This is a genomic window from Serratia sp. CMO1 (assembly GCF_015689115.1).
In the GTDB taxonomy this organism is placed as follows: Bacteria; Pseudomonadota; Gammaproteobacteria; order Enterobacterales; family Enterobacteriaceae; genus Serratia; species Serratia marcescens.
In genome coordinates, this window is record NZ_CP065032.1 from 2,766,418 (window position 1) to 2,792,773 (window position 26,356).

Genomic DNA, 26,356 nt, shown 5'->3' on the forward strand with positions numbered 1-26,356 from the left:
CTTTTTTGACGCTCTGTTACCATTATGAAAGTTAGACACAGGTCATATTCTGGTGAAAAAACCCTGCATACGCCGTGTCGAGACTGCCAACGGTTACCAGCACGTAGTATATTTTCACTAAACCGGCATTGATTTCTCCTTTGTTTGAAATCGACATACCCTATCGATTCCAGGTTACAGCAGCTCGTTTGGCGTCTGCTTGCACGGCGAACACGGGCGAAATTCGACGCTGTTGCTTGAAAGCCACAGGGATAAAACCATGAGTGACTCTCGTTATATGAATACGCTGGACAAAATCCAGAGCCATCTGGAACGCCTGAGCAAATCTGAAAGGAAAGTCGCCGAGGTGATCCTGGCCTCCCCGCAGACCGCCATTCACTCCAGCATCGCCACGCTGGCGCGCATGGCCGACGTCAGCGAACCTACCGTCAACCGCTTTTGCCGCCGCCTTGATACCAAAGGCTTTCCCGATTTCAAACTGCATCTCGCCCAAAGCCTGGCTAACGGCACGCCCTACGTAAACCGTAACGTTGAGGAAGATGACAGCGTCGATTCCTATACCAGCAAGATCTTCGAATCGGTAATGGCCAGCCTGGATACAGTAAAGGCAAATTTGGATATTGCCGCAATCAATCGTGCGGTTGACCTGCTCACCCAGGCAAAAAAGATCTCTTTCTTCGGGCTGGGCGCCTCCGCGGCGGTGGCGCACGATGCGATGAACAAATTTTTCCGCTTCAACATTCCGGTGGTCTACTTCGATGACATCGTCATGCAGCGCATGAGCTGCATGAACTCCGGCGAAGGCGACGTGGTGGTGCTGATTTCACACACCGGCCGCACCAAGAATCTGGTGGAGATGGCCCACCTGGCGCGGGAGAACGACGCCACGGTGCTGGCTATCACCTCGCGCGACACCCCGCTCGCCCAGGCGGCGACCCTGGCCCTGCTGCTCGACGTGCCCGAAGACACCGACGTTTACATGCCGATGGTGTCGCGGATCGCGCAATTAACGCTCATTGACGTGCTCGCCACCGGATTTACCTTGCGTCGAGGGGCTAAATTCAGAGATAACTTGAAGCGGGTCAAAGAAGCGCTCAAAGAATCGCGCTTTGATAAAGGCGTGGTCATTCCCAACAGTTTTGATTCGTGACCCGACGAAGAAAAAATCGCCGTTCAACAGACATTTGAATGACGGCATCAGAGGCGGTACCCTGTTAACATGCTCATGCGGGTAACCCGGGTGAAATATCAGTGTTGTAAAATTACATTTCACGCCTGGTTTCGTTATCCGACGTTATCGCAACACCAATATTTGCTTCACCAGTCAACGGAGTAATACATGTCCAGACGGCTCAGAAGAACCAAAATCGTTACCACCCTGGGTCCGGCTACAGACCGCGACAATAATCTGGAAAAGATCATTGCCGCCGGCGCCAACGTAGTTCGGCTTAACTTCTCCCACGGCAGCCCGGAAGATCACCAGGCTCGCGCTGACAAAGTGCGCGAAATCGCTGCCAAACTGGGGCGTCACGTCGCTATCCTCGGCGATCTGCAAGGGCCGAAAATTCGCGTTTCCACTTTCAAGGAAGGCAAAATCTTCCTCAACGTGGGCGATAAATTCCTGCTGGACGCCAACCTGTCAAAAGGCGAAGGCGATAAAGAAAAAGTCGGTATCGACTATAAAGGCCTGCCAGCCGACGTGGTGCCGGGCGACGTCCTGCTGCTCGATGACGGCCGCGTTCAGCTGAAAGTGCTCGAAGTTCAGGGCATGAAAGTGTTTACCGAAGTGACCGTCGGCGGCCCGCTGTCCAACAACAAGGGCATCAACAAACTCGGCGGTGGCCTGTCGGCCGAAGCCCTGACCGAAAAAGACAAGGCGGACATCGTGACCGCCGCCAAGATTGGCGTCGACTACCTGGCGGTCTCCTTCCCGCGTACCGGTGAAGACCTTAACTATGCCCGCCGCCTGGCGCGCGATGCGGGCTGCAACGCCAAGATCGTGTCCAAGGTTGAGCGCGCCGAAGCGGTTTGCACCGACGAAGCGATGGACGACATTATTCTGGCCTCCGACGTGGTGATGGTTGCCCGTGGCGACCTGGGCGTCGAAATCGGCGATCCGGAACTGGTCGGCATTCAGAAGAAACTGATCCGCCGCGCCCGCACTCTGAACCGCGCGGTGATCACCGCGACCCAGATGATGGAGTCGATGATCACCAACCCGATGCCGACCCGCGCCGAAGTCATGGACGTGGCGAACGCCGTGCTGGACGGCACCGACGCCGTCATGCTGTCGGCGGAAACCGCCGCTGGCCAATACCCGGCGGAAACCGTGGCGGCGATGGCGCGCGTTTGTCTGGGCGCCGAGAAGATCCCGAGCATCAACGTTTCCAAACACCGCCTGGACGTACAGTTCGACAACATCGAAGAGGCGATAGCCATGTCTTCGATGTATGCCGCCAACCACCTGAAAGGCGTCACCGCGCTGATCGCCATGACCGAATCCGGCCGCACTGCGCTGATGATGTCGCGCATCAGCTCCGGCCTGCCGATCTTCGCCATGTCGCGCCATGAGCACACGCTGAACCTGACTGCGCTGTATCGCGGCGTGACACCGGTGTATTTCGACAGCCACAAAGACGGCGTGATCGCCGCCAATGAAGCGGTCAATCGCCTGCGCGACAAAGGCTTCCTGGTCTCCGGCGATCTGGTGATCGTCACCCAGGGCGACGTGATGGAAACCGTCGGCACCACCAATACCAGCCGTATTCTGCGCGTCGAGTAATCCACACCGCAGACGACATGCCGGCCGGCTCACGTTGGCCGGCATTTTTTTTGCCCCGGTACCGCCATAAACGACGGAGAACACCATGCTCCACCAACGCAATCCCGCAGCGAGCGGTGATGAGCTCGATCTCGATGGCCACGGCCTGACACAGCTCGACGCGTCACAGTTAGCCGGCCACGCGCTGCGCAAGGTAAGCCTGTATGATAATCAGTTGGCGGCCATCCCCGCCCCCCTCTTCCGGCACCGCAATCTACAGGTGTTGAACATCTCCTGCAATCAGCTCGACCGCCTGCCGCCGGAGATTGGCCAGTTGCAACAGCTTGAGATGTTCGACTTTGGCCACAATCGCGCAAGCGAACTCCCCGAGGAACTGGGGCAGTTGCACCGGTTGAAATACCTCTATCTGAGCGACAACGGCTTTAGCGATCTGCCGCACTCGCTGGCGCAGCTACAGCAGTTGGTTTACCTCAACGCGACCGATAACCAGCTGACCGCCTTGCCGCAGGCAATACCGAGGCTGGCGGCATTGCAGGAGCTGCGTTTATACAACAATCGCATCCGCAGCCTGCCCGACGAAATCGGGCAACTGCGCGCGCTGCGCGAGTTGCATATCATGAAAAATGCCCTGACCACGCTGCCGGCGGAAATGGCTTTGCTCGGCGAGCTTGAGATACTCGACGCGGCCAACAACGCCATCGCCGAACTGCCGGAAGCCTTCTGCCGGCTGCCGCGGTTGAGCGAGCTGAACCTGCGTTTCAATCAGCTGACGCGCCTGCCGAAAAATATCGGTGAGCTGACGGCGCTGAGAAGCCTGGATCTGCGCGCCAACCGCCTGAGCGACCTGCCGGAAAGCCTCGGCGAACTGAGCCGGCTGCGCAAGCTGGATCTGCGCTGGAATGATTTCACCCACACGCCCAACGTCATTGAGATCCTGCGGGCTCGCGGCTGTATGGTGCACATCTGAAGTGACGCCGGCCGGGGTGTAGCCCGACCGGCGTTAGCGGTAGAAAGGATTAACGATACAGATCGTCGCGCGAGTAGGGTTCAATCTCCCCTTCCTTGCGCGTCTTCAGCAGTTTGAGGATCCAGGTGTACTGCTCCGGATTCGGGCCCACCAGGTTTTCCACTTCTTCATTCATACGGCGGGCAATCCGTGGGTCATCAGCGTCGGCCAGATCGTCCATCGGCTCGCGAATATAGATATCCAGCATGCTGGTTTTGCCGTCGTACACCGGGAACAGCGGCACGATCGCCGCACGGCATACCTTCATCAGCCGCCCGACCGCCGGCAACGTCGCCTTATAGGTGGCGAAGAAGTCGACAAACTCACTGTGCTCAGCGCCGTGATCCTGATCGGGCAGATAGTAACCCCAATATCCCTGCCGAACCGAACTGATAAACGGTTTGATGCCGTCATTGCGCGCGTGCATGCGGCCGCCGAATTTACGACGCACGGCATTCCACAGGTAGTCGATCAGCTGATTGCGCTGGTTGTGGAACATCGCCGCCATCGGTTGGCCGCGCGCGGCCATCAACATCGCCGGCACATCTACCGCCCAGCCATGAGGCACCAGAAAAATCACGTTGCGCCCTTCAGCCCGGATCTTGTCCAACACCTCTTCACCGTGCCAACGCACGCGCTTGAGCACTTTCTCGGGCTTGGTACAGGCCAATTCCGCCATCAGCACCATCGACTGCGGCGCGCAGGCAAACATCTGGTCGATGATGTGCTCACGGTCGCTTTCCGGCAATTCCGGCAAGCAATACAGCAGGTTGATGCGGGCACGACGGCGCGCGCCTTTCGCCAGCTTGCCGGCCAGTTTGCCGACCGCCCCCAGCACCGGATCGCGCAGACGCGCAGGCACCAGCGAAACGCCGGCCATCAGGCCGGTTCCCAACCACACGCCCCAGTAGCGCGGGTATAAAAAGGCTTTTTGAAACTGCGGGATGAACTCTACGTTCGATTTCTTCTCGTTTTGCATGCACATGCTCTTGGCTTAGCGATTCGGCTAATCATAATTGCCAGCACCGATTTTGCAATTAACAACCGCGAACCGCCCAGATAAAACAGCATCGGCCCGCAATCAGGCCGATGAAATTAGCGGCGCCGAAGCGCCGGAAAAAGGGGGACGTTAATCCAGTTGCAGCTGAGGAACCACTTCCTTCACCTGCGCCAGATAATCGCTGCGGTCTTTGCCGCCCAGCCCTTCGGAACGCGGCAGCTTGGCCGTCAGCGGGTTCACCGCCTGTTGGCCGGTCCACAGTTCAAAGTGCAGGTGCGGCCCGGTGGAGCGGCCGGTGTTGCCGGAGAGCGCAATGCGATCGCCGCGTTTCACCTTCTGCCCTGGTTTCACCAGCAGTTTTTTCAGGTGCATATAACGCGTGGTGTACTGGCGGCCGTGGCGGATCGCCACATAGTTGCCCGCTGCGCCGCTGCGCTTGGCGATCACCACTTCACCGTCGCCGACCGCCAGCACCGGCGTGCCGACCGGCATGGCGAAATCGACGCCCTTGTGCGGCGCCACGCGGCCGGTCACCGGGTTCACGCGGCGCGGGTTGAAGTTGGAGGAGATGCGGAACTGCTTCATGGTCGGGAAACGCATGAAGCCGCGCGCCAGGCCAGAGCCCTGGCGATCGTAGAATTTGCCGTCTTCGGCGCGGATCGCATAGTAATCCTTGCCGCCGGTGCGCAGACGCACGCCCAACAGCTGGCTTTGCGATTTCTTACCGTCGAAATGCTCACGCGACATCAGCACGGAGAACTGGTCGCCTTTGCGCAGCTTGCGGAAATCGAGCTGCCACTGCAACGCCTTGATCACCGCATTGATTTCGTTACGGCTCAGCCCGGCGTCGCCGGCGCTGCTGACGAAGCTGCCGTTGACCCGGCCGCTGATCACGTTGTTGCGCCATTCGCCCTGCTGCGCCTCTTTAGACTCTTTGAAGCTACTGCCGACGCGGTCATAGGTGCGGGTTTCGCGGCGCGAAACTTCCCAGGTCAACGGCTGCAGATCGCCCGCATCGTTCACGGTCCACGACAGCTGTTGGCCGATCTTCAGATTACGCAGATCGCGGTTTTGCGAAGCCAGCAAGGTGACATCCGACATATCGATGCCGTACTGCGTCAGAATGCTGCCAAGGGTGTCACCGGTGGAAACCACATATTCATGCACGCCGTCGTCGCCGGCATCTTTCTGATCCAGCTCATCCTGCGGGATTTCGTCATCGGGGGTGGGTTGGTCGGCATCTATCGGTTCACTGGCTTCGGGGAGCAATGACCGCATCTGGCTGGATTCTAACTCGACGCTCTTGGCGATGGGGTTGTGTTCTGGGTGGTAAACAAAAGGCCGCCAAACAGCGACGGCCAATGTGACGACTGTCAGCGACCCCAGCATGACGCGGTGGGGCCGTGGCAGGTTGTTATACGCCAGAGCGATAGTTCGGACTATCTGCTGCACTCGATATTATCCTCATAAGCTTTACTTCAGGCAGCTCACGTACTGGTTTGACAGCTGAGCCAGGAATTTCCCGTAGCTGTCCTTCCCCAGCGCGATGCCGGTGCCCAGCGGGTCCAGCGTTCCGGAACGCACTTTGGTACCCTTGGCGACGGCATTGATTACGGCCGGCCTGAATTGTGGCTCAGCAAAAACGCATACCGCTTTCTGCTCAACCAACTGTGTTCGAATTTGGTGTAGGCGCTGTGCTCCAGGCTGAATTTCGGGATTGACGGTGAAATGGCCCAGCGGACTCAAACCGTAGTGTTTCTCAAAGTAGCCGTAAGCATCATGAAAAACAAAATAACCCTTACCTTGCACAGGCGTAAGCATGTTACCAACATTTTTGTCAGTTTGCGTCAGCAGATTCTCGAACTGGCGCAGGTTTGCGTCTAATTTGTCCTTATTTTGCGGCATAAGTTCCAACAATCTGTCGTGAATCGCGATCGCGGTCACTTTTGCTATCTCCGGCGACAGCCAAACGTGCATATTGTACTCGCCGTGATGATGCCCATGATCGTCATCGGCATGGTTATGCGCTTCGCCTGCATGATCATGATCGTCGTCCTCTTCGCCTTTCATCAGCAACGGCTTCACCGCCGGCAGTTCGCTGACAGCCAGCTTTCGGGTCGCGGAGATAGGCACCAGCGCCTTGTTCAGGAACGCTTCCATATCCGGCCCAACCCATAGCACCAGATCAGCGGAACGCAAGCGTTGGATATCCGAAGGACGCAACGCAAAATCGTGCGGCGAAGCGCCGTCCGGCAGCAACACTTCGGTCGGCGTCACGCCGTCGGCGATGGCCGAAGCGATAAAGCCTAATGGGCGAATCGAGGTCACCACCGCAGCGGAAGCGCTGCTCAGCGGGCCGGCCATCAACAGTGCGCTGGCCAACAGCGTACGCTGCAGCCATTTATTTTTCTTTGCCATCATCAGTAATCCCATCGTTTTCATCAACAAGGCGTGATATTATAACATTCGCTTCGTTCTGCAACCTGTAATCTCGAGATGTCTACACTGATAACGCTAAAAAATATCTCCGTCGCCTTCGGCAGCCGCAAGGTGCTGTCGAACATTTCCCTCAGCCTGCAACCCGGCCGTATTCTCACGCTGCTTGGCCCGAACGGCGCGGGCAAATCCACGCTGGTGCGCGTGGTGCTGGGATTGGTCAAACCGACCGCCGGCACGCTGGAGCGTGAGCCCGATCTGCGCATCGGCTATGTGCCGCAAAAGCTGCACCTCGACGCCACCCTGCCGCTGACCGTCAGCCGTTTTATGCGTCTTAAACCTGGCGTAAAGAAAGCCGACATTTTGCCGGCGCTCAAGCGCGTGCACGCCGCCCACCTGCTCGACCAGCCAATGCAAAAGCTCTCCGGCGGTGAAAACCAGCGCGTGCTGCTGGCGCGAGCGCTGCTGAACAAACCGCAGCTGCTGGTGCTGGACGAACCCACGCAAGGGGTGGACGTCAACGGCCAGCTGGCGCTGTACGATCTGATCGATCAGCTGCGTAAAGAGCTGGGCTGCGCCGTGCTGATGGTGTCGCACGATCTGCATCTGGTGATGGCGAAAACCGACGAGGTACTGTGCCTCAATCAGCACATCTGCTGCTCCGGCGCGCCGGAGGTGGTGTCGATGCATCCTGAATTCATCGCCATGTTCGGCAACCGCGGCGCAGAGCAACTGGCGGTGTATCGCCACCATCACAATCACCGCCACGATCTGCAGGGAAGAATTGTCTTGAAGAAAACCGGGAGCCGCGAAGCATGATTGAACTGTTACTTCCCGGCTGGCTGGCCGGCGTGTTGTTGGCTAGCGCCGCCGGGCCGCTGGGTTCCTTCGTGGTCTGGCGCCGCATGTCCTACTTCGGCGACACCCTGGCGCACGCCTCGCTGCTCGGCGTCGCCTTTGGTCTGCTGCTGGACATCAATCCCTTCTATGCGGTGATCGCCATTACGCTGCTGTTGGCTTTGGCCCTGGTGTGGCTGGAACGTCGCCCGCAGCTCTCGGTGGATACGCTGCTCGGCATTCTGGCCCACAGCGCCCTGTCGCTGGGGCTGGTGGTGGTGGCGTTGATGTCCAACGTGCGGGTCGATCTGATGGCCTACCTGTTCGGCGATCTGCTGTCGGTCACGCTGAGCGACATCGTGATGATCGCCGGCGGCGTCGCCGTGGTGCTGTTGGTGCTGTGGTGGCAATGGCGCGATCTGCTGTCGATGACCATCAGCCCGGAGCTGGCGCACGTCGATGGCGTCAATTTGGCGCGGGCGCGCACCGTGTTGATGCTGGTCACCGCGTTGACCATCGGCCTGGCGATGAAATTCGTCGGCGCGCTGATCATCACCTCGCTGCTGATCATCCCTGCAGCCACCGCCCGCCGCTTCGCGCGCACGCCGGAACAGATGGCCGGCGTCGCGGTGCTGCTCGGGATGGTGGCCGTCACCGGCGGCCTGACCTTCTCGGCGTTTTACGATACGCCGGCCGGCCCTTCGGTAGTGCTGAGCGCCGCCGTGCTGTTCACGCTGAGCCTGTTCAAAAAACAGCAGGCTTGATTAAAGCCGGGATATGACAAGGGCCGCATCTGCGGCCCTTTCTTATTGGCGGATTAAAAATTTACTCTTCGCGTTCGAGACCAAAGTGCCGGTAGGCATGCTGCGTCGCCAGGCGGCCGCGCGGCGTGCGCTGGATAAAGCCCTGCTGGATCAGGAACGGTTCAATCACGTCTTCGATGGTTTCGCGCTCTTCACCGATCGCCGCCGCCAGGTTGTCCAACCCGACCGGGCCGCCGGTAAACTTGTCGATAATCGCCAGCAGCAGTTTGCGATCCATATAGTCGAAGCCTTCGGCATCGACGTTGAGCATATCAAGCGCCTGCGCCGCCACCGAACCGCTGATCACGCCGTTGGCGCGCACTTCAGCGAAATCACGCACCCGGCGCAATAGGCGGTTGGCGATACGCGGCGTGCCGCGCGCGCGGCGGGCCACTTCATGGGCGCCCTCGTCGGACAGCTCCAGCCCCAGGCACCCGGCGCTGCGCGAGACGATGTGCTGCAGATCCGCCACCTGATAAAACTCCAGCCGCTGGACAATGCCGAAGCGATCGCGCAACGGCGAGGTCAGCGAACCGGCACGGGTGGTGGCTCCCACCAACGTGAACGGCGGCAGATCGAGCTTAATCGAACGCGCCGCCGGCCCTTCACCGATCATGATATCCAGCTGATAGTCTTCCATCGCCGGATACAATACTTCTTCCACCACCGGTGACAAACGGTGAATTTCGTCGATGAACAACACGTCGTGCGGTTCGAGGTTCGTCAGCATCGCCGCCAGATCGCCCGCCTTCTCCAGCACCGGGCCGGAAGTGGTGCGCAGATTCACGCCCATTTCGTTGGCCACGATGTTGGCCAGGGTGGTTTTCCCCAGCCCCGGCGGGCCGAAGATCAGCAGGTGGTCGAGCGCGTCGCCGCGCTGCTTGGCCGCCTGGATGAAGATCTCCATCTGCTCGCGTACGTGCGGCTGACCCACGTATTCGGTCAGCAGCTTGGGACGAATGGCGCGATCGAGGACTTCTTCCTCATTGATCGGTTCGGCGGAGATCAGGCGATCGGCTTCAATCATTATCTACCTCTTAGCGGCCTTACAAAGCAGCGCGCAACGCGTCACGGATCAGGGTCTCGCAGTCGGCACCCGGCTTGGCAATTTTGCTGACCATGCGGCTGGCTTCCTGCGGCTTATAGCCCAGCGCTACCAGCGCCGAGACCGCTTCGGCCTCCGCGTCAGCCTCAGGCGCTTTCTCCGCGGTGGACGGCAGGCTGATCTCGCTGCTGCTGTTGAACAGATCGCCGTTCAGCCCTTTGAAGCGGTCTTTCATCTCGACCACCAGGCGCTCGGCGGTTTTCTTGCCTACGCCCGGCAGCTTGACCAGCGCGGTGATCTCTTCGCGCTCCACCGCGCTGACGAACTGCTGCGCGGACATGCCTGACAGGATGGCGAGCGCCAGTTTCGGCCCGACGCCGTTGACCTTGATCAGCTCGCGGAACAGCGCGCGCTCCTGCTTGTCGTTGAAACCGTACAGCAGCTGCGCATCTTCACGCACCACGAAGTGGGTAAACACGATGGCCTCTTGCCCCAGTTCCGGCAGCTCGTAAAAGCAGGTCATCGGCATGTGCACTTCATAACCCACACCGTTCGCCTCCAGTAACACCAGCGGTGGCTGCTTTTCCAGAATATTTCCTCTGAGACGACCTATCATTTACCCTCCTGCAGAATGACCGGGCATGGCGCCCTGCCATGCCGTTGCTGGTAAAGCTTATAACATAAAAAAGGCTGGATGAATATCCAGCCTGAGCAATCATCGCTTCGCGTCAGCGCAAACGCCCGCGCGCCAGGTTCAACCGCCCTTCGCTCATCCGCAGCACGTTCTGGCTGAGATGGCAATGGGTGATGGCGATGGCCAGGGCATCCGCGGCATCCGCCTGCGGGTTAGCCGAGAGTTTGAGCAGCGAACGCACCATGTGCTGCACCTGCGCCTTTTCGGCTGCGCCGGTGCCGACCACGGTTTGTTTGACCTGCCGCGCCGCATATTCGAACACTTCCAGATTCTGATTCACCGCCGCGACAATCGCAACGCCGCGCGCCTGACCGAGCTTGAGCGCCGAATCCGGGTTCTTGGCCATAAATACCTGTTCGATGGCGAAGAAATCGGGCTGAAACTGGGTGATGATCTCGCTGACGCCGGCGTAAATCAGCTTCAGCCGCGTCGGCATGTCGTCCACCACCGTGCGGATGCAGCCGCTGGCGATATAGCTCAACTGACGCCCCTGCTGGCGGATAAGGCCATAGCCGGTGACGCGCGAGCCGGGATCGATACCGAGTATGATCGCCATATCTACATCCACCTTGCATGCACGGCGCCGCCGAACGGCGGCGCCCGTTTTACCGGATTACAGCGTCGCCGCCACTTCGTCGGAGATTTCACCGTTATGGTAAACTTCCTGCACGTCGTCGCAGTCTTCCAGCATATCGATCAGGCGCAGCAGCTTAGGCGCGGTTTCCGCGTCCATGTCGGCCTTGGTCGATGGGATCATCGACACTTCCGCCGCTTCAGCTTCGAAGCCCGCCGCGGTCAGCGCGTCTTTCACCGCGCCCAGGCTTTCCCAGGCGGTGAACACGTCGATGGCGCCATCGTCATAGGTCACGATGTCTTCCGCACCGGCTTCCAACGCCGCTTCCATTACGCTGTCTTCATCCAGGCCCGGTGCGTAGGTGATCACGCCCTTCTTGGTGAACAGATAAGCCACGGAACCGTCGGTACCCAGGTTACCGCCGCATTTGGTAAAGGCGTGACGCACTTCCGCCACGGTGCGGTTGCGGTTGTCGCTCAGGCATTCGATCATGACGGCGGTGCCGCCAGGGCCGTAACCTTCATAGATGATGGTTTCCATATTGGTATCATCATCGCCGCCCACGCCGCGCGCGATCGCGCGGTTCATGGTGTCGCGCGTCATGTTGTTCGACAGCGCCTTGTCCATCGCCGCGCGTAGACGCGGGTTGGAATCCGGATCGCCGCCGCCCAGCTTCGCGGCGGTGACCAGCTCACGAATAATCTTGGTGAAAATTTTACCGCGCTTGGCGTCCTGCGCCGCTTTACGGTGCTTTGTGTTGGCCCACTTACTATGACCTGCCATAAAAAATCTCCGAAAAAAACTACTGGACTGAATTGATCACGAACTCTTCAATCGCCTGCTGATTGCTCCACGACTTGGTCAACTTCACGGCCTCGGCCGCCTCAAGCCATTGGTAAGCGTGATGCTCGGTAATTACCGGATCGCGCTCCTCGGGCAACGCCAGACAGAACCAGTGCTCTTTATTGCGCGTGGTTCCCGGCGCATAGCGATGTCGCAAATGGACAAAGAGTTCAAACTCCACGCAGCGCTGGCAATCGAACAACGGCAGGTGCTCTGCTTCGATATCGATGCCCACTTCTTCCATGACCTCACGCCGTGCGGCATGCGGCGGCGACTCATCCTGTTCCAGGCTGCCGGTGACCGACTGCCAGAACTCGGTATCGTCGCGCCGCTGTAACATCAGCACCCGACCACTGGATTTCGCGTAAATCACTACCAGGATAGATTCAGGGCGCTTGTAACTCATCACTCGCTCTCTTGTTCCGCACCGGCTTTCTTTACCACACTGATCGCCAGCTCCTGCAGCGACGCCGGGTTGGCGAAGCTCGGTGCGTCGGTCATCAGACAGGCCGCCGCGGTGGTTTTCGGGAAAGCGATGACGTCGCGGATGTTGTCGGTGCCGGTCAGCAGCATCACCAGACGATCCAGGCCGAAGGCCAGGCCGGCGTGCGGCGGCGTGCCGTACTTCAGCGCGTCCAGCAGGAAGCCGAACTTCTCGCGCTGTTCATGTTCGTCGATGCCCAGAATGCTGAATACCGTCTGCTGCATTTCGCTGCGGTGAATACGCACCGAACCGCCGCCCACTTCGTAACCGTTGATCACCATGTCATAAGCGTTGGCGATAGCGTTGACCGGCGCGGCGGCCAGCTCTTCCGGGCTCATGTCGCGCGGCGAGGTGAACGGGTGGTGCATCGCCGCCAGGCCGCCCTCTTCGTCTTCTTCGAACATCGGGAAGTCGACCACCCACAGCGGCGCCCAGCTGTCGAGTTGGGTCAGCCCCAGATCGCGTCCCAGCTTCAGGCGCAGCGCGCCCATCGCATCGGTGACAATCTTGAAACTGTCTGCGCCGAAGAACAGGATGTCGCCGGTCTGCGCGTCGGTGCGCGCCAGGACAGCTTCCAGCACTTCCGCGCTGAGGAATTTGGCGATCGGGCTCTGCACGCCTTCCATGCCGGCGGCGCGGTCGTTGACCTTCAGCCAGGCCAGGCCTTTGGCGCCGTAGATGTTGACGAAAGCGCCGTACTCATCGATCTGCTTGCGGGTCAGCTGTGCGCCGCCCGGTACGCGGATCGCCGCCACGCGGCCTTTGGCGTCGTTGGCCGGGCCGGAGAACACTTTGAACTCGACGTCCTTGACCAGGTCGGCCACGTCCACCAGCTCCAGCGGGTTACGCAGGTCCGGCTTGTCGGAACCAAAGCGACGCATCGCTTCGGCGAAGGTCATGACCGGGAAATCGCCCAGATCCACGCCCTTCACGTCCAGCCACAGTTCACGCGCCAGTTTCTCCATCACTTCACGCACCTGCTCGGCGGTCATGAAGGAGGTTTCGACGTCGATCTGGGTGAATTCAGGCTGACGATCCGCACGCAGATCTTCATCGCGGAAGCATTTGACGATCTGGTAGTAACGATCGAAGCCGGACATCATCAGCAGCTGTTTAAACAGCTGCGGAGACTGCGGCAGCGCGTAGAATTTGCCCTTGTGCACGCGGCTCGGCACCAGGTAATCGCGGGCGCCTTCCGGCGTCGCCTTGGTCAGCATCGGCGTTTCGATGTCGAGGAAGCCGTGGCTGTCCATGAAGCGACGCACGAAGCTGGTGATTTTGGCGCGAGTCTTCAGACGCTCGGCCATTTCCGGGCGACGCAGATCGAGGTAACGGTATTTCAGGCGCGCTTCTTCGCTGTTGACCTGGTTGGAGTCCAGCGGCAGCGGCTCGGAGCGGTTGATGATCTCAAGCGCGTGGGCAAACACTTCCACTTCGCCGGTGGCCATATCTTTATTGATCTGGCTGTCCGGACGCGCACGCACGGTGCCGACGATCTGGATGCAGAACTCATTGCGCAGGTCGTAGGCCTTGTCGAACGCCACTTTCTGGTCCGGATCGAAGAACACCTGCACGATGCCTTCGCGGTCGCGCATATCAATAAAGATCAGGCCGCCCAGATCGCGACGACGATTGACCCAACCACACAGAGTGACTTCCTGGCCCACGTGGGACAGATTCAACTGCCCGCAATATTCAGTACGCATACGCTATCCTTTTACACAGCCGATGCCGCGCCGGGCTACTGCGCCCCTGTCGCGCGGCTGTTATCTGATAAATTCTACTTGTTACCCGGTTTAAAATCCGTCGCATACCAGCCGGTGCCCTTAAGCTGGAAGCCGGAGGATGAGATCAACTTGGTCAACGCGGGCTGCCCACACGCCGGGCAGTCTGCCAGCGGCGCATCGGAAAATTTTTGCAATTTCTCTAACCGATGGTTGCAAGCACCACATGCATATTCATAAATCGGCATAGGTCGTTGGATTAAAGAGTGTTGAAAAAAGGGAGTCATTATAAAGGAAATTCATCCGCCCGATAAGTGCGAACACAGCATTGTTACTGCACTAAATGGCGCGTTTTTGTCCGAATCAACACATCGGTTAACAAATTTCCCATTAACCTGCGACAGTTTTTTCACGTAGCCTGATTCTCCCCCGGTTTTGCGCCGAACGCAGCTCGTCCGACGCGCCGAACAGTTTTTATCCACTTCGCAACGAGATGAAATCCATGCTGAAACTTGACGCCCAAACCACCGCTCTGGTGCTGATCGATTTACAAAACGGTATTCTGCCCTACGCCGGCGGCCCGCACGGCGCCGACCAGGTGGTGGCGAACGCCGCCCTGCTGGCCGCGCGTTTTCGCATGCTGGGCGCGCCGGTGCTGTTGGTGCGCGTCGGTTGGTCAGACTCCTTCGCCGAGGCGCTGAAACAACCGGTGGATAAACCGGCTCCCGCGCCCGCCGGCGGTTTGCCGGCCACCTGGTGGGAGTTCCCCGCGCCGCTGGCGGTCTGCGATAACGATATTTTGATCACCAAGCGCCAATGGGGCGCCTTCTACGGCACCGATCTGGACTTGCAGCTGCGCCGTCGCGGCATCAAATCCGTAGTCTTGGGCGGCATATCCACCAATATCGGCGTGGAGTCCACCGCCCGCGCCGCCTGGGAACACGGCTATGAGCTGGTGATCGCCGAAGACGTCTGCAGCGCGCAGAACGCGGAAATGCACCGTTTCGCGTTCGAACACATCTTCCCGCGTTTGGCGCGGGTGCGCGACACCGGCGAAATTCTTGCCGCGCTCGACCGGTAACGTTAAGTTGTAGCCTGATAATCCAAGCACAAGTAAAGGAAGACGACGCCGTGATCTACATCGGACTGCCGCAGTGGCAACATGCAGCCTGGAACCGTATCGGGCTGCGTGATTTGGCGGATTACAGCCGCTACTTCAACTGCGTGGAAGGCAACACCACCTTCTACGCGCTGCCGAAACTGGACATCGTGCAGCGCTGGCGCGACATGACCGGCGACGATTTTCGCTTCTGCTTCAAATTCCCGTCGGACATCAGCCACAAGGCCGCCCTGCGCAACTGCGCCGCCGAGCTGCAGGCGTTTTACCACTGTCTGAGCCCGGTGCATCAGCGCATCGGCCAGTTGTGGCTGCAGCTGCCCGCCGCCTTCGGCCCCGATGAGCTGCCGCGCATGTGGCAGTTCTTCGAAAGCCTGCCGCAGGAATTCACCTACGGCGTAGAAGTGCGTCATCCGGCGTTTTTCGCCAAGGGCGAGGAAGAGCGCGCGTTGAATCAGGGGTTGCACCAGCGCGGCATCAATCGGGTGATCCTCGACAGCCGCCCGGTGCATTACGCCGCCCCCAACACCGCTGCCGTACGCGATGCCCAGCAGAAAAAACCGAAGCTGCCGGTACACGCGCTGGTCACCGCCGACCAACCGTTGGTGCGCTTTATCGGCGGTGACCAGTTGGCCGATAACCTGCGCTGGTTCGAAGCCTGGCAGCAAAAACTGCCGCAGTGGCAGCAACAGCATCAGCCCTATCTGTTTATTCATACGCCGGACAACGGCGATTCGCCCCAGCAGGCGCAAAAAATTTGGCAGCAGTTGCGCCTGGCGATCCCTGATTTGCCTGCGCCGCCAGACTGGCCAGAACAAGATGCACTGTTTTGACCTATTAATCTGACCAATAACATCAAATATTTCCCCGCGACAGTGAATACAATGACGGCTATGATGCTGACTGCCAGTTTTGGTTAGGGAACGGAGTTAAAAATGGTAAGCGCGCTTTATGTGGTGCTCGGCGCATTGTTGTTGATCAAACTCTCTTATGACGTAGTCAGATTAAGGATGCAGTACCGCGTAGCCTACGGCGACGGCGGTTTCTACGAATTGCAGACCGCCATACGCGTGCATGGCAACGCCGTTGAATACATTCCTATCGCTGCCGTATTGCTGGTGATCATGGAAATGAACGGCGCGGAAATCTGGATGATTCACCTCTGCGGCCTGATGCTGATGGCCGGGCGGCTGGTGCATTACTACGGTTTACGCAACCGTGAGGTTCGCTGGCGCCGTTCCGGCATGGCCGCGACCTATATCTCTTTGTTGTTGATGGTTCTGGCAAATATCTTCTATCTGCCTTGGGATCTGATTTTCAGCCTGCACTGATCCCGTTTTATCATCAGGCGGCCGCGCCGCCTGCTTCCGCTCCGCTTTTTTGCGCTTTTCTGTTAGACTACGCAGCTTCGAATTCTGAACTGATTTGCCGCTATGCCAAACCGCGATACCCTTTTCTCCGCCCCCATCGCCAAACTGGGCGACTGGACCTTCGACGAACGCGTCGCCGAAGTGTTTCCCGACATGATCCAACGCTCGGTTCCCGGCTATTCCAACATCATCTCGATGATCGGCATGCTGGCCGAACGCTTTGTGCACCCCGACAGCCGGGTGTATGACCTGGGCTGCTCGCTGGGCGCAGCGACGCTGTCAATGCGGCGAAATATCAAGGTGCCCGGTTGCACTATCATCGCCGTCGACAATTCGCCGGCGATGGTGGAACGTTGCCGCCGCCATATTGACGCCTTCCGCGCCGACACGCCGGTTGACGTCATCGAAGCCGACATTCGCGACATCGACATCGAAGACGCCTCGATGGTGGTACTGAACTTTACGCTGCAGTTCCTCGAGCCGGCCGATCGCCTGCGCCTGCTGGAGAAAATCTATCGTGGCCTGCGCCCGGGCGGTGCGCTGGTGTTGTCGGAAAAATTCAGCTTTGAAGACGCCGAAGTCGGCGAGCTGCTGTTCAACATGCACCACGATTTCAAACGCGCCAACGGATACAGCGAGCTGGAGATCAGCCAAAAACGCAGCATGCTGGAAAACGTGATGCTGACCGATTCAGTGGAAGCGCACAAAGCGCGTCTGCAACAGGCCGGATTCGAGCATGCTGAGGTGTGGTTCCAGTGCTTCAACTTCGGTTCACTGATCGCCCTGAAAGCGGGGGATGCGCAATGATCGAATTCGGTGATTTCTATCAGCGCATTGCCAAGAGCCCTCTCAGCCACTGGCTGGATACGCTGCCCGCACAACTGAGCGCCTGGCAACGCGAATCGCTGCACGGCAAATTCAAGCAGTGGTTCAACTCGGTGGAACATTTGCCGACGCTGACCCCCACCCGTCTCGATCTGCTGCACGGCGTGCGCGCTGAGATGGAGCCCGGCCTGTCGCCGGGCCAGCTTGAAGGCGTCGAGAAAATGCTGCGCACCCTGATGCCGTGGCGTAAAGGGCCGTTCTCGCTGTATGGCATCGATATCGATACCGAATGGCATTCCGACTGGAAATGGGATCGCGTGCTGCCGCACATTTCTCCGCTGGCCGGACGCACCATTCTCGATGTCGGCTGCGGTAGCGGTTATCACCTGTGGCGCATGATCGGCGCCGGCGCACATCTCGCCGTAGGCATCGATCCGATGCAACTGTTCCTGTGCCAGTTCGAAGCGGTGCGCAAGCTGTTGGGCGGTGATCAGCGCGCCCACCTGCTGCCGCTCGGCATCGAGCAATTGCCGGATTTGGCGGCGTTCGACACCGTGTTCTCAATGGGGGTGCTGTATCACCGCCGCTCGCCGCTCGATCATCTGTATCAACTGAAAAATCAGCTGGTAGCTGAAGGCGAACTGGTGCTGGAAACGCTGGTGGTGGAAGGCGATCGCCACCAGGTGCTGGTGCCGGGCGATCGTTATGCGCAGATGCGCAACGTGTATTTCATTCCTTCCGCCGAGGCGCTGAAATGCTGGCTGGAGAAGTGCGGTTTCGTCGACGTGAAGATTGCCGATATGTGCGTCACCAGTCTCGAAGAGCAGCGCCGCACCGACTGGATGACCAGCGAATCACTGGCCGAATTCCTCGATCCGAACGATCGCAGCAAAACGGTGGAAGGCTATCCGGCGCCCCTGCGCGCCGTGCTGACTGCAAAAAAACCCTAGCGCTCGCTTAATCGGGCCGGCCTGCGCCGGCCCCCAGTTACCCGTTGCTGGCATCGACAATCCGCAGCTCATAGACCATCGTCGCGTTCGGCGGGATCTGCGGCGCATAGCCCGTTTCACCGTACGCCAACGCCGGCGGCACCACCATCGTCAGCGAACCGTGATTTTTCAGATGACCGATCGCCTCGCGGAACAACGGTGGATAGGCGGAGAGCGGCTGAGACATCACCTTTCCACTGCGATCCATATCCTGAATCACGCTGCCGTCGGTTAAGCTCTCTTTCACCACGATGTCTACCCGCGCGTTTTCCGCAATGGTTTCATCACCCGTATAATCGATGCGATACCAGAAGCCGGAAGGCGATTTCTGCGTGCCCTTCTTCTTTTTGAACTCGGCAACGAACGCCTCACCCTTGCTGGTCTGCGTCTTCGCCGCCTGGTTTCTGGCGTCACTCACCGCTTTTTCCGACTCCGCCAGCGCGCGGGTCAACTGCGCATCGCTCAACTGGTAATGGCCGTTGAAGGTATCGATCACGCCGGCCAGCAACATGGTTTTATCGGGTGTGATGCCCCAATTTTTACGCTCAGCCAGCATCGTTTGGATATCGCGCCCCAAGGCGACGCCGGCAGCATAGCTCTGTTGCTCCGGTTTTTTCTTCAGCGTTTTCACTTCCGGCAACCATTTGGCCCGCGATCTCAGCCCGCTCAGTTCGTCTTGCAAAGCTTGCTGAGCCTGATGGGCGGCAGCCAGCTCCGCTGCCGTTTTATCCGCCCGTTGCGTCGCTTCATCCCTCTTCTGCGCTGCCTGCGCGCTTTCCGCCGTCACCGCCGCCAGACGTTGTTCCAGCATTTTGGCCTGCTCGGTTTGCGCTTTGTTTTTTTCCTGCAGTTGCGCCAACTGCCGCTGCAGTTCCTCCGTCGCTTTGGCGGCTTCTATCGCCTGCTTTGCCAACGACGCCTGCAGGCTTTTCTCTTGTTGCTCGGCCTGCCGACGTTGGTCATCACGCTCTTTCTGCAGCTGCGCCAGCCGCTGTTGAAGCTCGCCCACCGCCTTGGCGGCTTCGGCTTTTTGTTGTTCCAGCGCCCTCTTCAGGCTTTTCTCTTGTTGCCCCCCCTGCTGTCGTTGGACGCCCTGTTCTTTCTGCAGCTGCGTCAGCTGCCGCTGCAGTTCATCCGTCAACTTGGCGGCCTCGACCTTTTGTCGTTCCAGCTCAGCGGCGGCCGCTTTTTTGTCCTGCTCATAACGCTGACGCGCTTTATCATTGGCGGTTTGCGCCGCCGCCAGCTTCTCCTCCCAAACCTGCTGCCGAACGTTTTCCGCCTGTTTGGGCAAGGCCGCCAGCCGTTGTTCCAGCAAGGCAATGCGCCGATCTCGCTCCGCGGTTTGTTGCTTTTGCCGCGCCAACGCGGCTTGCGCCTCGGCGATCTGCGCCTGAGCCTTGCGCTCCTGCGGCGTCAGGTTCAGCGCCTGTCGCACGCCGCTGGCGAAGTCGCTCAACGCGCTCAGATCGGGAGCCGGTGCCGGTTTATCGGCAACCGTCAGGGATGACGCAACGCGCAGCGCGGTCAGCTCCTGCTGCAGTGATTGAATAGCGGCTTGCTGTTGTTCCAGTCGAGTCTCTTTCTCACGCAGCGCCTTTTGCAACTGCGTCAGTTGCTTTCTCTGCGCAGCCGTTTCACGAAGTTGAACCGGCCGGGACGCCGGCTTTTGGATTTCCCGGGGCGGGGTAACTGCGGCGTCAGCCGCCGGTGCATCCTGTTGCTGGTAGCGCTCGGCAAACTGCAATAATGCAGGCACATCGTCATCCGCCACGGCCAGCGTTGGCGCAAGCGCCAGCGATATCATCAGGCTCAGCAGTGCCTTTCTCGCACGAGGGATCATTGGGCGCGTTCTCCGCGCTCAGCCAGACCGGTCATCATGGCAGAACTGATGTCTGCGCACAGACGGCTGGTGCGATAACGATACAGGGCGTCAACGGTTTCCTGCGTGCCCGTATTGATCCGCTGGCGCACGCCGGCATACTGCGCCGCACCGCTCATCAAGGTATCGAACTCGCGTTTGAATTTCTGATATTTCTCGTTATCCATGCCGCGCATGGCATCCAGTTCGCGTTGGCACTGCTGCATGCGCTCGGCCTCACGCTGCCGCTTATCCTGCTCCGCAACTTCTTCTGCGCTGGGCGGCTTACTCAATGTAGAAACGGGCCGCTTGGCGGTCTGGCAGCCGGTCAGGGCCAAGGTCAGTAAAAGCGCAGCGGTCCAACAGTGTGCCGTTCGGGTCATTATCATTATCTCCTTGTTAAGTCCGCCGCCAACGCGCTCTGCAGTCGAGCTGACGGCTCTCCTCATTGATGCTGTGATGTTCCGGCCATCAGCCAAGCCGTGTTCGGACATGAAAATGCAGACGCAGCATTGAGAGGCATGGCGCCAATAATTCACTGCATCAATGCATATCAAAAAATCATTTAATATTATGATATTTAAAGGATTTTAATTCACAAACTTATCAGCAGGGCATGACGTTCGCAAGAAGAAATGGGGGGTTGGTCGACCGAGATACCGCGTTGAAACAGGCTAATGGTCTTTACAAAACATAAAAAAAGCCCCGGCAAAACGCCGGGGGCCTGGTACTTGCGTGATCGCCGAGGGCTCAGTGACACGCAAAGGGGTCTTACGGCCCGGAAACCGGTTGTCAAACGCGGCTAACTGCGTGCTTATGCGCTTTGCGCCAGAGGATCAACCAAGGCCAGCGCGTTTTTCATCGCCTCCACCATTTCGCCATCCACGCAATAATGGCTAAATTCGTCAAACTCGTTATCGGAGCACATGGTAACGCCCGCCTTGCGATAACGCATGGTCGACGGCACCAGATGGCCGGAAGAGCTGTGCAGTTCATGCAGGCCGATATCGACAAACTTGTGCAGATTGCTGAGGCGCACGCCAGCACCCGCCATGATCACCGGGCCCTGGCTGGCCTGGCGCAAATCGCGCAGCAACGGCAGGCCAAGTTCGGCGCTCTGCTGCTGGCCGGAGGTCAGAATGCGCGCCACCCCCAGCTCGGTCAGTTGCTCCAGCGCCACCATTGGATTCTGGCACATGTCGAACGCGCGATGGAACGTCACCGCCATGCCCTCGCACAGCCTCATCACTTCGCGCATGCGCGGCAGATCGATGTGCCCTTCGTCGTCCAGCATGCCAACCACCACGCCGGGGAACCCCATCTCGCGAATTTGGCGGATATCTTGTTTGATCACTTCGAAATCCACCGCGCCGTAGCAGAAATCGCCACCGCGTGGGCGAACGATCGGATGCACCGGGATCGAAACCCGCTCACGCGCCAGACGCAGCGTGCCATAGCTCGGCGTCAATCCCCCTTCGCTCTGGCTGGCGCACAACTCGATGCGATCGGCGCCCGCCCGTTCGGCCGTCAGCGCACAGTCGACGCTAAAGCAACAAACTTCCAGTTTTATCATTGTCACCCCCAGATAACGGCCAACATACGGCGGCAATTGTTCATTTCTTCATTTCTCACGTAGGCTCATGCATAGGCATAAACCGGCTCAGGGTTATCACTATGGCATTCAATTTTGATCAATGGGTAGACCGCAGTCACAGTGACAGCGTTAAGTGGGATAAATATCGCGGCAGCGACATCATCCCGCTTTGGGTCGCCGACAGCGATTTCACCTCACCGCCGGCGGTGATCGAAGCCTTGCAGCGCCGCGTAGCACACGGCGTATTCGGCTACACCCACCCATCCCCTGATCTTGTTGAGGTTTTTACCCGCCGCATGGTAGAGCGCTACGATTGGCACATCAAGCCTGAATGGATCATTTTCCTGCCTGGCCTGGTGTGTGGCCTGAACCTGTGCGTGCGGGCCTGCACCGAAGAACATCAGAGCACGCTGGCCCCCTCGCTCATTTATCCGCCGTTTCGCAAAGCGGCCAAATTCGCCGGGCGTAAACACCTTCCGGTATCGCTAACAGCGGTCAACCAGCGTTGGGGACTGGATTTTTCCTCGATGCATGATCAGCTCACCGGCAACGAAAAACTCCTGTTGCTGTGCAACCCGCAGAACCCCGGTGGCACCGTGTATCGCCGAGAGGAGTTGTTGCAGCACCATCAGTTCGCTCGCGAACACGATTTAATCGTCTGTTCGGATGAAATCCACTGCGAACTGCTGCTTGAGCCCGGCGCGCGCCATATCCCCTTCGCCACCCTGAATGAAGACGCGGCCCAACGCAGCGTGACGCTGATGTCACCGTCAAAGACGTTTAATCTCGCCGGGCTCGGCGCCTCAATGGCGATCGTTCCCAACGAAGCATTGCGACAAAAGCTGAAACGCGCGCGCAGCGGCATCGTGCCGGAGGTCAATCTGTTGGCGCTGGTGGCGGCGCAGGCGGCTTATCAATACGGACAACCCTGGCTGGACGAGCAGTTGATTTATCTGCGCGCCAATCGCGATCGGGTGACAGAACGCATCAACGCCATGCCGGGATTGAAGTTGTTGCCGATTGAAGCCACCTATTTGGCCTGGATCGACTGCAGCGCGCTGCCGGTGGACAATCCGCATCAGTTCTTCGAGCGCGCGGGCGTTGGATTAAGCGCCGGTTTGGATTTCGGCGATCGGCGCTTTGTGCGGCTTAACTTTGGTTGCCGATGGGCCCTGCTCGATGAAGCGCTCGATCGCATGGCGCGAGCCTGTGCGGCGCTGCCTGGCTAACCTTGTTCGCTGGCGACGATGTCTCGAATGGAATACGGATGAAACTTGATCGTGACCGTTCCGTCGGTGATGGCCAGCGTCGGGTTCGGTAGCCGCTCGCCCTCGCCTTTTGGCGAGCTTTGCTTCAGCTTGATCCCCGGCGCCAACAATGCCTCATCGGCAAGGTGGCTCAACGCCCGAGCGTACAGCGTCTGAGGATCGCCACTGAGCACTAATTCGACGTGTTCCCAGCCTTCGTGCGGATAGCGCTTCTCCCCAGGATACGGCAGCTCGATGCAGTCTATCCGCCACGGCCCTACGGCCAGCGGCTGAGACAAATCGAACAGACAGATAGGCCGCCCGTTGATCATCGATTCGGATAGCAGTGTCCCGCACTGCATCAGCCCCTGGCGCCAACGTTCAGCGGTGGCATTCTGGTGACAGCGCAGGGAGATGTGATCGGCGGTGAACGCGGCCAGATCAAGCCGCAATTTGGCGGCAAATTGATACAGCGCCTGCTCGAAACGCGGCAAATCGAGCGTCAGATCGTCAAGCTCGGCAACGGTCTGCAAGGGAGTGGTCATAGAAACCTCAAAACAACGGAGCGCAAAGTTAAACGCCGTAATTTACACGGTGGCGGCAGCGCTCGCCACCGTGGCGACGTTTTTCGGCGGCGGTTCAGAATGATTTTTGGTTGCGGACGGGGAGAATAAAAACCAGTTTCTTATTAAGATGACAGCTTATTAAAGCAACATAAAAATAAAAAATAAGATTTTTCGCAAGCCATTATACCTTCTCTTCATGACGTTATGATTTAAGTTATTTTGCACAAAACTCTCTGCACTCCATTGGTCAAGTCGATTGAATAGTCTGGTTTAATCAAACCTGATTCACTTATCGAAGTCACATAAAACCATAAGCACAACCTATTGTAAAAAAAGAAAATAAACCCCATTAATTGATGGGAAGCTAAGGATTATCTTAATTTACCCCCAGACAATTGATTCACCAAGACAACTCCGCTACTTTGGAGGAAATTTAAATTCGAGATGATCATTATGTTATTGCTGACGATATCCTTGGTGTTGATAATTATCGCCGTATACGCCATCTACCGTCATTTCAAATCACGCAGCGTCAACACGCTGGATGCCGGTCGCCGCAATAAAAAACGCTAGCTTCGCAACTCTCCCCTTCGTACATTCTGTTCAGGTCATTCTGCTTTCACCTTCCGGCAATCAACGCGCCGCACCCGACAACTGTTTCATCGCAGCGGCCGCGCCAACTGCTGACGGGCTTCGTCAGATCGGTTACAATTACAGGCTGTTTTGTGGCGGTCGCCCATCGCGCCCGCCACCGTTGAATCCCGCAGGGGCTGGCTTCAGCCCCTCGTTCGTCATTAAGGTAACCCGGTGAATATTCAGGTTCTTCTTTCAGATAAAGTCAGCCAGGCGCTGATCGCCGCTGGCGCGCCAGCCGATTGCGAAGCGCAGGTCCGCCCTTCCGCCAAGGCGCAGTTTGGCGATTACCAGGCCAACGGCGTGATGTCAGTCGCCAAAAAGCTGGGCATGCCGCCCCGTCAGCTGGCGGAAAAAGTGGTGCAACTGCTGGATCTCGGCGACGTCGCCGGTAAAGTGGAAATCGCCGGTCCCGGCTTTATCAACATTTTCCTGAACAGCGATTGGGTCGCCCGCCAGGCCGATCAGGTGCTGAACGCACCGAAGCTGGGCATTGCGCCGGTTGAACCGCAAACCATCGTTATCGACTATTCCGCGCCGAACGTGGCGAAAGAGATGCACGTCGGCCACCTGCGCTCCACCATCATCGGCGACGCCGCGGCGCGTACCCAGGAGTTTTTGGGCCATAAAGTGATTCGCGCCAACCATGTCGGCGACTGGGGCACTCAGTTCGGCATGTTGATTGCCTACCTGGAAAAAATGCAGAACGAAAATGCCAGCGATATGGGTCTGTCCGATTTGGAACAGTTCTATCGCGAAGCCAAGAAACACTACGACGAAGACGCCGAGTTCGCCGAGCGCGCGCGCGCTTACGTCGTGAAGCTGCAGGGCGGCGATCAGTACTGCCTGAAAATGTGGCGCAAGCTGGTCGACATCACCATGGCGCAAAACCAGCTGACCTATAACCGCCTGAACGTCACGCTGACCGAAGACGACGTGATGGGCGAAAGCCTGTATAACGCGATGCTGCCGGGCATCGTCGCCGATCTGAAAGCCAAAGGGCTGGCGGTGGAAAGCGAAGGCGCCACCGTGGTGTTCCTCGACGAATACCAGAACAAGGACGGCGACCCGATGGGCGTCATCATCCAGAAAAAGGATGGCGGCTACCTCTACACCACCACCGATATCGCCTGCGCCAAGTATCGCTACGAAACTCTGGGCGCCAACCGCGTTCTGTATTACATCGACTCCCGCCAGCATCAGCACCTGATGCAGGCCTGGACCATCGTGCGCAAGGCCGGTTACGTGCCGGAGTCCGTCTCGCTGGAGCACCACATGTTCGGCATGATGCTGGGCAAAGACGGTAAGCCGTTCAAAACCCGCTCGGGCGGCACGGTGAAGCTCTCCGATCTGCTGGATGAAGCCATCGAACGCGCCGAACAGCTGATCGCCGGCAAAAACCCGGACATGCCGCAAGATGAAATGAAGACCGTGGCCCGCGTGGTCGGCATCGGCGCGGTGAAATACGCCGATCTGTCGAAAAGCCGCACCACCGACTATGTCTTCGACTGGGACAACATGCTGGCCTTCGAGGGCAATACCGCGCCTTATATGCAATACGCCTATACCCGTGTGGCATCGGTATTCAAGCGCGCCGGGATCGACGAAAGCAGCCTGACACTGCCGCTGACGCTGACCGAAGAGCGTGAAATTGCGCTGGCTACCCGCTTGCTGCAGTTCGAAGAGGTGCTCACCACCGTTGCACGTGAAGGCACGCCTCACGTCATGTGCAGCTACCTGTATGATCTGGCCGGCTTGTTCTCCAGCTTCTACGAGCACTGCCAGATCCTGAACGCCGACAGCGAAGAAACCCGTCAGAGCCGCCTGAAGCTGGCGCTGCTGACCTCTAAAACGCTGAAAACCGGCCTGGATACGCTGGGCATCGAAACCGTCGAACGCATGTAAGTCGCACCGCGCGGAAAGTAA

At 58.6% G+C, this 26,356-nt stretch carries 26 protein-coding genes; 12 read left to right on the forward strand and 14 right to left on the reverse strand.

The features are described from left to right. Positions 1 to 277: 277 nt before the first annotated feature. From IT763_RS13170 to IT763_RS13180, 3 genes are all read left to right on the forward strand, one after another. Positions 278 to 1,150, forward strand: a complete 873-nt coding sequence (locus tag IT763_RS13170) for a MurR/RpiR family transcriptional regulator (RefSeq protein WP_016927443.1) — start codon at positions 278 to 280, stop codon at positions 1,148 to 1,150. 189 nt (positions 1,151 to 1,339) lie between these two features. After that, positions 1,340 to 2,782, forward strand: a complete 1,443-nt coding sequence (gene pyk / locus IT763_RS13175; RefSeq protein WP_004932339.1) for a pyruvate kinase — start codon at positions 1,340 to 1,342, stop codon at positions 2,780 to 2,782. Positions 2,783 to 2,867: 85 nt separating this feature from the next. Further along, on the forward strand, positions 2,868 to 3,749 hold the full coding sequence (locus IT763_RS13180) for a leucine-rich repeat domain-containing protein (protein WP_049299180.1): 882 nt from the start codon (positions 2,868 to 2,870) through the stop codon (positions 3,747 to 3,749). A 49-nt stretch (positions 3,750 to 3,798) separates the two neighbouring features. Here the strand turns inward: IT763_RS13180 and lpxM are convergent, their stop codons facing one another. The 3 genes from lpxM to znuA all read right to left on the reverse strand — a co-directional run bounded on the left by lpxM (position 3,799) and on the right by znuA (position 7,206). Beyond that, positions 3,799 to 4,767, reverse strand: a complete 969-nt coding sequence (gene lpxM, locus IT763_RS13185) for a lauroyl-Kdo(2)-lipid IV(A) myristoyltransferase (RefSeq protein ID WP_016927441.1) — start codon at positions 4,765 to 4,767, stop codon at positions 3,799 to 3,801. Between the two features lie 150 nt (positions 4,768 to 4,917). Next, entirely contained in the window at positions 4,918 to 6,240 is a 1,323-nt protein-coding gene (gene mepM, locus IT763_RS13190) for a murein DD-endopeptidase MepM (RefSeq protein ID WP_206194769.1), read from the reverse strand. Between the two features lie 21 nt (positions 6,241 to 6,261). After that, complete coding sequence (znuA, locus tag IT763_RS13195; protein WP_028127478.1) at positions 6,262 to 7,206, reverse strand: zinc ABC transporter substrate-binding protein ZnuA; 945 nt, start codon at positions 7,204 to 7,206, stop codon at positions 6,262 to 6,264. 78 nt (positions 7,207 to 7,284) lie between these two features. Here znuA and znuC point away from each other — a divergent pair, with 78 nt between their 5' ends. Together znuC and znuB are read left to right on the forward strand one after the other, a co-directional pair. Continuing rightward, a complete protein-coding gene (znuC, locus tag IT763_RS13200) occupies positions 7,285 to 8,043 on the forward strand; it encodes a zinc ABC transporter ATP-binding protein ZnuC (RefSeq protein WP_004932357.1) in 759 nt (252 codons plus the stop codon). Then, positions 8,040 to 8,825, forward strand: coding sequence for a zinc ABC transporter permease subunit ZnuB (gene znuB / locus IT763_RS13205; protein ID WP_016927438.1), 786 nt, complete (start codon positions 8,040 to 8,042; stop codon positions 8,823 to 8,825). The genes znuC and znuB overlap by 4 nt, the downstream gene beginning before the upstream one ends. Before the next feature lie 61 nt (positions 8,826 to 8,886). Here znuB and ruvB read toward each other — a convergent pair whose 3' ends face one another. The 7 genes from ruvB to IT763_RS13240 form a co-directional block, all read right to left on the reverse strand. Further along, entirely contained in the window at positions 8,887 to 9,891 is a 1,005-nt protein-coding gene (ruvB, locus tag IT763_RS13210) for a Holliday junction branch migration DNA helicase RuvB (RefSeq protein ID WP_016927437.1), read from the reverse strand. A 19-nt stretch (positions 9,892 to 9,910) separates the two neighbouring features. Beyond that, positions 9,911 to 10,525, reverse strand: a complete 615-nt coding sequence (gene ruvA, locus IT763_RS13215) for a Holliday junction branch migration protein RuvA (RefSeq protein WP_164053065.1) — start codon at positions 10,523 to 10,525, stop codon at positions 9,911 to 9,913. A gap of 112 nt (positions 10,526 to 10,637) precedes the next feature. Continuing rightward, a complete protein-coding gene (gene ruvC / locus IT763_RS13220; RefSeq protein ID WP_004932367.1) occupies positions 10,638 to 11,159 on the reverse strand; it encodes a crossover junction endodeoxyribonuclease RuvC in 522 nt (173 codons plus the stop codon). A gap of 57 nt (positions 11,160 to 11,216) precedes the next feature. Beyond that, positions 11,217 to 11,960: a YebC/PmpR family DNA-binding transcriptional regulator gene (locus IT763_RS13225; RefSeq protein ID WP_004932370.1), complete on the reverse strand. Its 744-nt coding sequence runs from the start codon at positions 11,958 to 11,960 to the stop codon at positions 11,217 to 11,219. 19 nt (positions 11,961 to 11,979) lie between these two features. Beyond that, positions 11,980 to 12,426 carry a dihydroneopterin triphosphate diphosphatase gene (gene nudB / locus IT763_RS13230; RefSeq protein ID WP_004932373.1) on the reverse strand — a complete coding sequence of 149 codons (447 nt, stop codon included), beginning with the start codon at positions 12,424 to 12,426 and terminating at the stop codon, positions 11,980 to 11,982. Beyond that, entirely contained in the window at positions 12,426 to 14,210 is a 1,785-nt protein-coding gene (gene aspS / locus IT763_RS13235) for an aspartate--tRNA ligase (RefSeq protein ID WP_016927435.1), read from the reverse strand. The genes nudB and aspS overlap by 1 nt, the downstream gene beginning before the upstream one ends. A 74-nt stretch (positions 14,211 to 14,284) precedes the next feature. Next, complete coding sequence (locus tag IT763_RS13240; protein ID WP_320204121.1) at positions 14,285 to 14,515, reverse strand: zinc ribbon domain-containing protein; 231 nt, start codon at positions 14,513 to 14,515, stop codon at positions 14,285 to 14,287. 215 nt (positions 14,516 to 14,730) lie between these two features. On the opposite strand from IT763_RS13240, the gene IT763_RS13245 reads away from it, so the two are divergent. The 5 genes from IT763_RS13245 (at position 14,731) to cmoB (ending at position 18,490) form a co-directional block, all read left to right on the forward strand. Continuing rightward, positions 14,731 to 15,309 carry a hydrolase gene (locus IT763_RS13245; protein ID WP_033634190.1) on the forward strand — a complete coding sequence of 193 codons (579 nt, stop codon included), beginning with the start codon at positions 14,731 to 14,733 and terminating at the stop codon, positions 15,307 to 15,309. Positions 15,310 to 15,362: 53 nt separating this feature from the next. Continuing rightward, entirely contained in the window at positions 15,363 to 16,178 is an 816-nt protein-coding gene (locus IT763_RS13250; RefSeq protein WP_143778342.1) for a DUF72 domain-containing protein, read from the forward strand. Positions 16,179 to 16,280: 102 nt separating this feature from the next. After that, positions 16,281 to 16,676 carry an MAPEG family protein gene (locus IT763_RS13255; RefSeq protein ID WP_004932387.1) on the forward strand — a complete coding sequence of 132 codons (396 nt, stop codon included), beginning with the start codon at positions 16,281 to 16,283 and terminating at the stop codon, positions 16,674 to 16,676. A 102-nt stretch (positions 16,677 to 16,778) separates the two neighbouring features. After that, the gene (cmoA, locus tag IT763_RS13260) at positions 16,779 to 17,522 is read left to right on the forward strand and encodes a carboxy-S-adenosyl-L-methionine synthase CmoA (RefSeq protein ID WP_033640101.1); all 744 of its coding nucleotides are present in this window, start codon (positions 16,779 to 16,781) and stop codon (positions 17,520 to 17,522) included. Continuing rightward, positions 17,519 to 18,490 (forward strand): tRNA 5-methoxyuridine(34)/uridine 5-oxyacetic acid(34) synthase CmoB, encoded by a 972-nt coding sequence (gene cmoB, locus IT763_RS13265; protein ID WP_033640100.1) that lies wholly within the window; start codon positions 17,519 to 17,521, stop codon positions 18,488 to 18,490. The genes cmoA and cmoB overlap by 4 nt, the downstream gene beginning before the upstream one ends. A gap of 37 nt (positions 18,491 to 18,527) precedes the next feature. Here cmoB and IT763_RS13270 read toward each other — a convergent pair whose 3' ends face one another. The 3 genes from IT763_RS13270 to cutC form a co-directional block, all read right to left on the reverse strand. Beyond that, the gene (locus IT763_RS13270) at positions 18,528 to 20,372 is read right to left on the reverse strand and encodes an FKBP-type peptidyl-prolyl cis-trans isomerase N-terminal domain-containing protein (protein WP_049299177.1); all 1,845 of its coding nucleotides are present in this window, start codon (positions 20,370 to 20,372) and stop codon (positions 18,528 to 18,530) included. Next, positions 20,369 to 20,773 (reverse strand): hypothetical protein, encoded by a 405-nt coding sequence (locus tag IT763_RS13275; protein ID WP_028127482.1) that lies wholly within the window; start codon positions 20,771 to 20,773, stop codon positions 20,369 to 20,371. The genes IT763_RS13270 and IT763_RS13275 overlap by 4 nt, the downstream gene beginning before the upstream one ends. A gap of 431 nt (positions 20,774 to 21,204) precedes the next feature. Next, positions 21,205 to 21,963, reverse strand: coding sequence for a copper homeostasis protein CutC (gene cutC / locus IT763_RS13280; RefSeq protein ID WP_004932400.1), 759 nt, complete (start codon positions 21,961 to 21,963; stop codon positions 21,205 to 21,207). A 101-nt stretch (positions 21,964 to 22,064) separates the two neighbouring features. Between cutC and IT763_RS13285 the strand changes: the two genes are divergently transcribed. After that, positions 22,065 to 23,213, forward strand: a complete 1,149-nt coding sequence (locus IT763_RS13285) for a MalY/PatB family protein (RefSeq protein ID WP_206194770.1) — start codon at positions 22,065 to 22,067, stop codon at positions 23,211 to 23,213. Here the strand turns inward: IT763_RS13285 and IT763_RS13290 are convergent. Next, the gene (locus IT763_RS13290) at positions 23,210 to 23,776 is read right to left on the reverse strand and encodes a VOC family protein (protein WP_016927427.1); all 567 of its coding nucleotides are present in this window, start codon (positions 23,774 to 23,776) and stop codon (positions 23,210 to 23,212) included. The two genes, IT763_RS13285 and IT763_RS13290, sit on opposite strands and share 4 nt — an antisense overlap. A gap of 828 nt (positions 23,777 to 24,604) precedes the next feature. On the opposite strand from IT763_RS13290, the gene argS reads away from it, so the two are divergent. Continuing rightward, positions 24,605 to 26,335, forward strand: coding sequence for an arginine--tRNA ligase (argS, locus tag IT763_RS13295; RefSeq protein WP_016927425.1), 1,731 nt, complete (start codon positions 24,605 to 24,607; stop codon positions 26,333 to 26,335). Positions 26,336 to 26,356 lie beyond the last annotated feature (21 nt).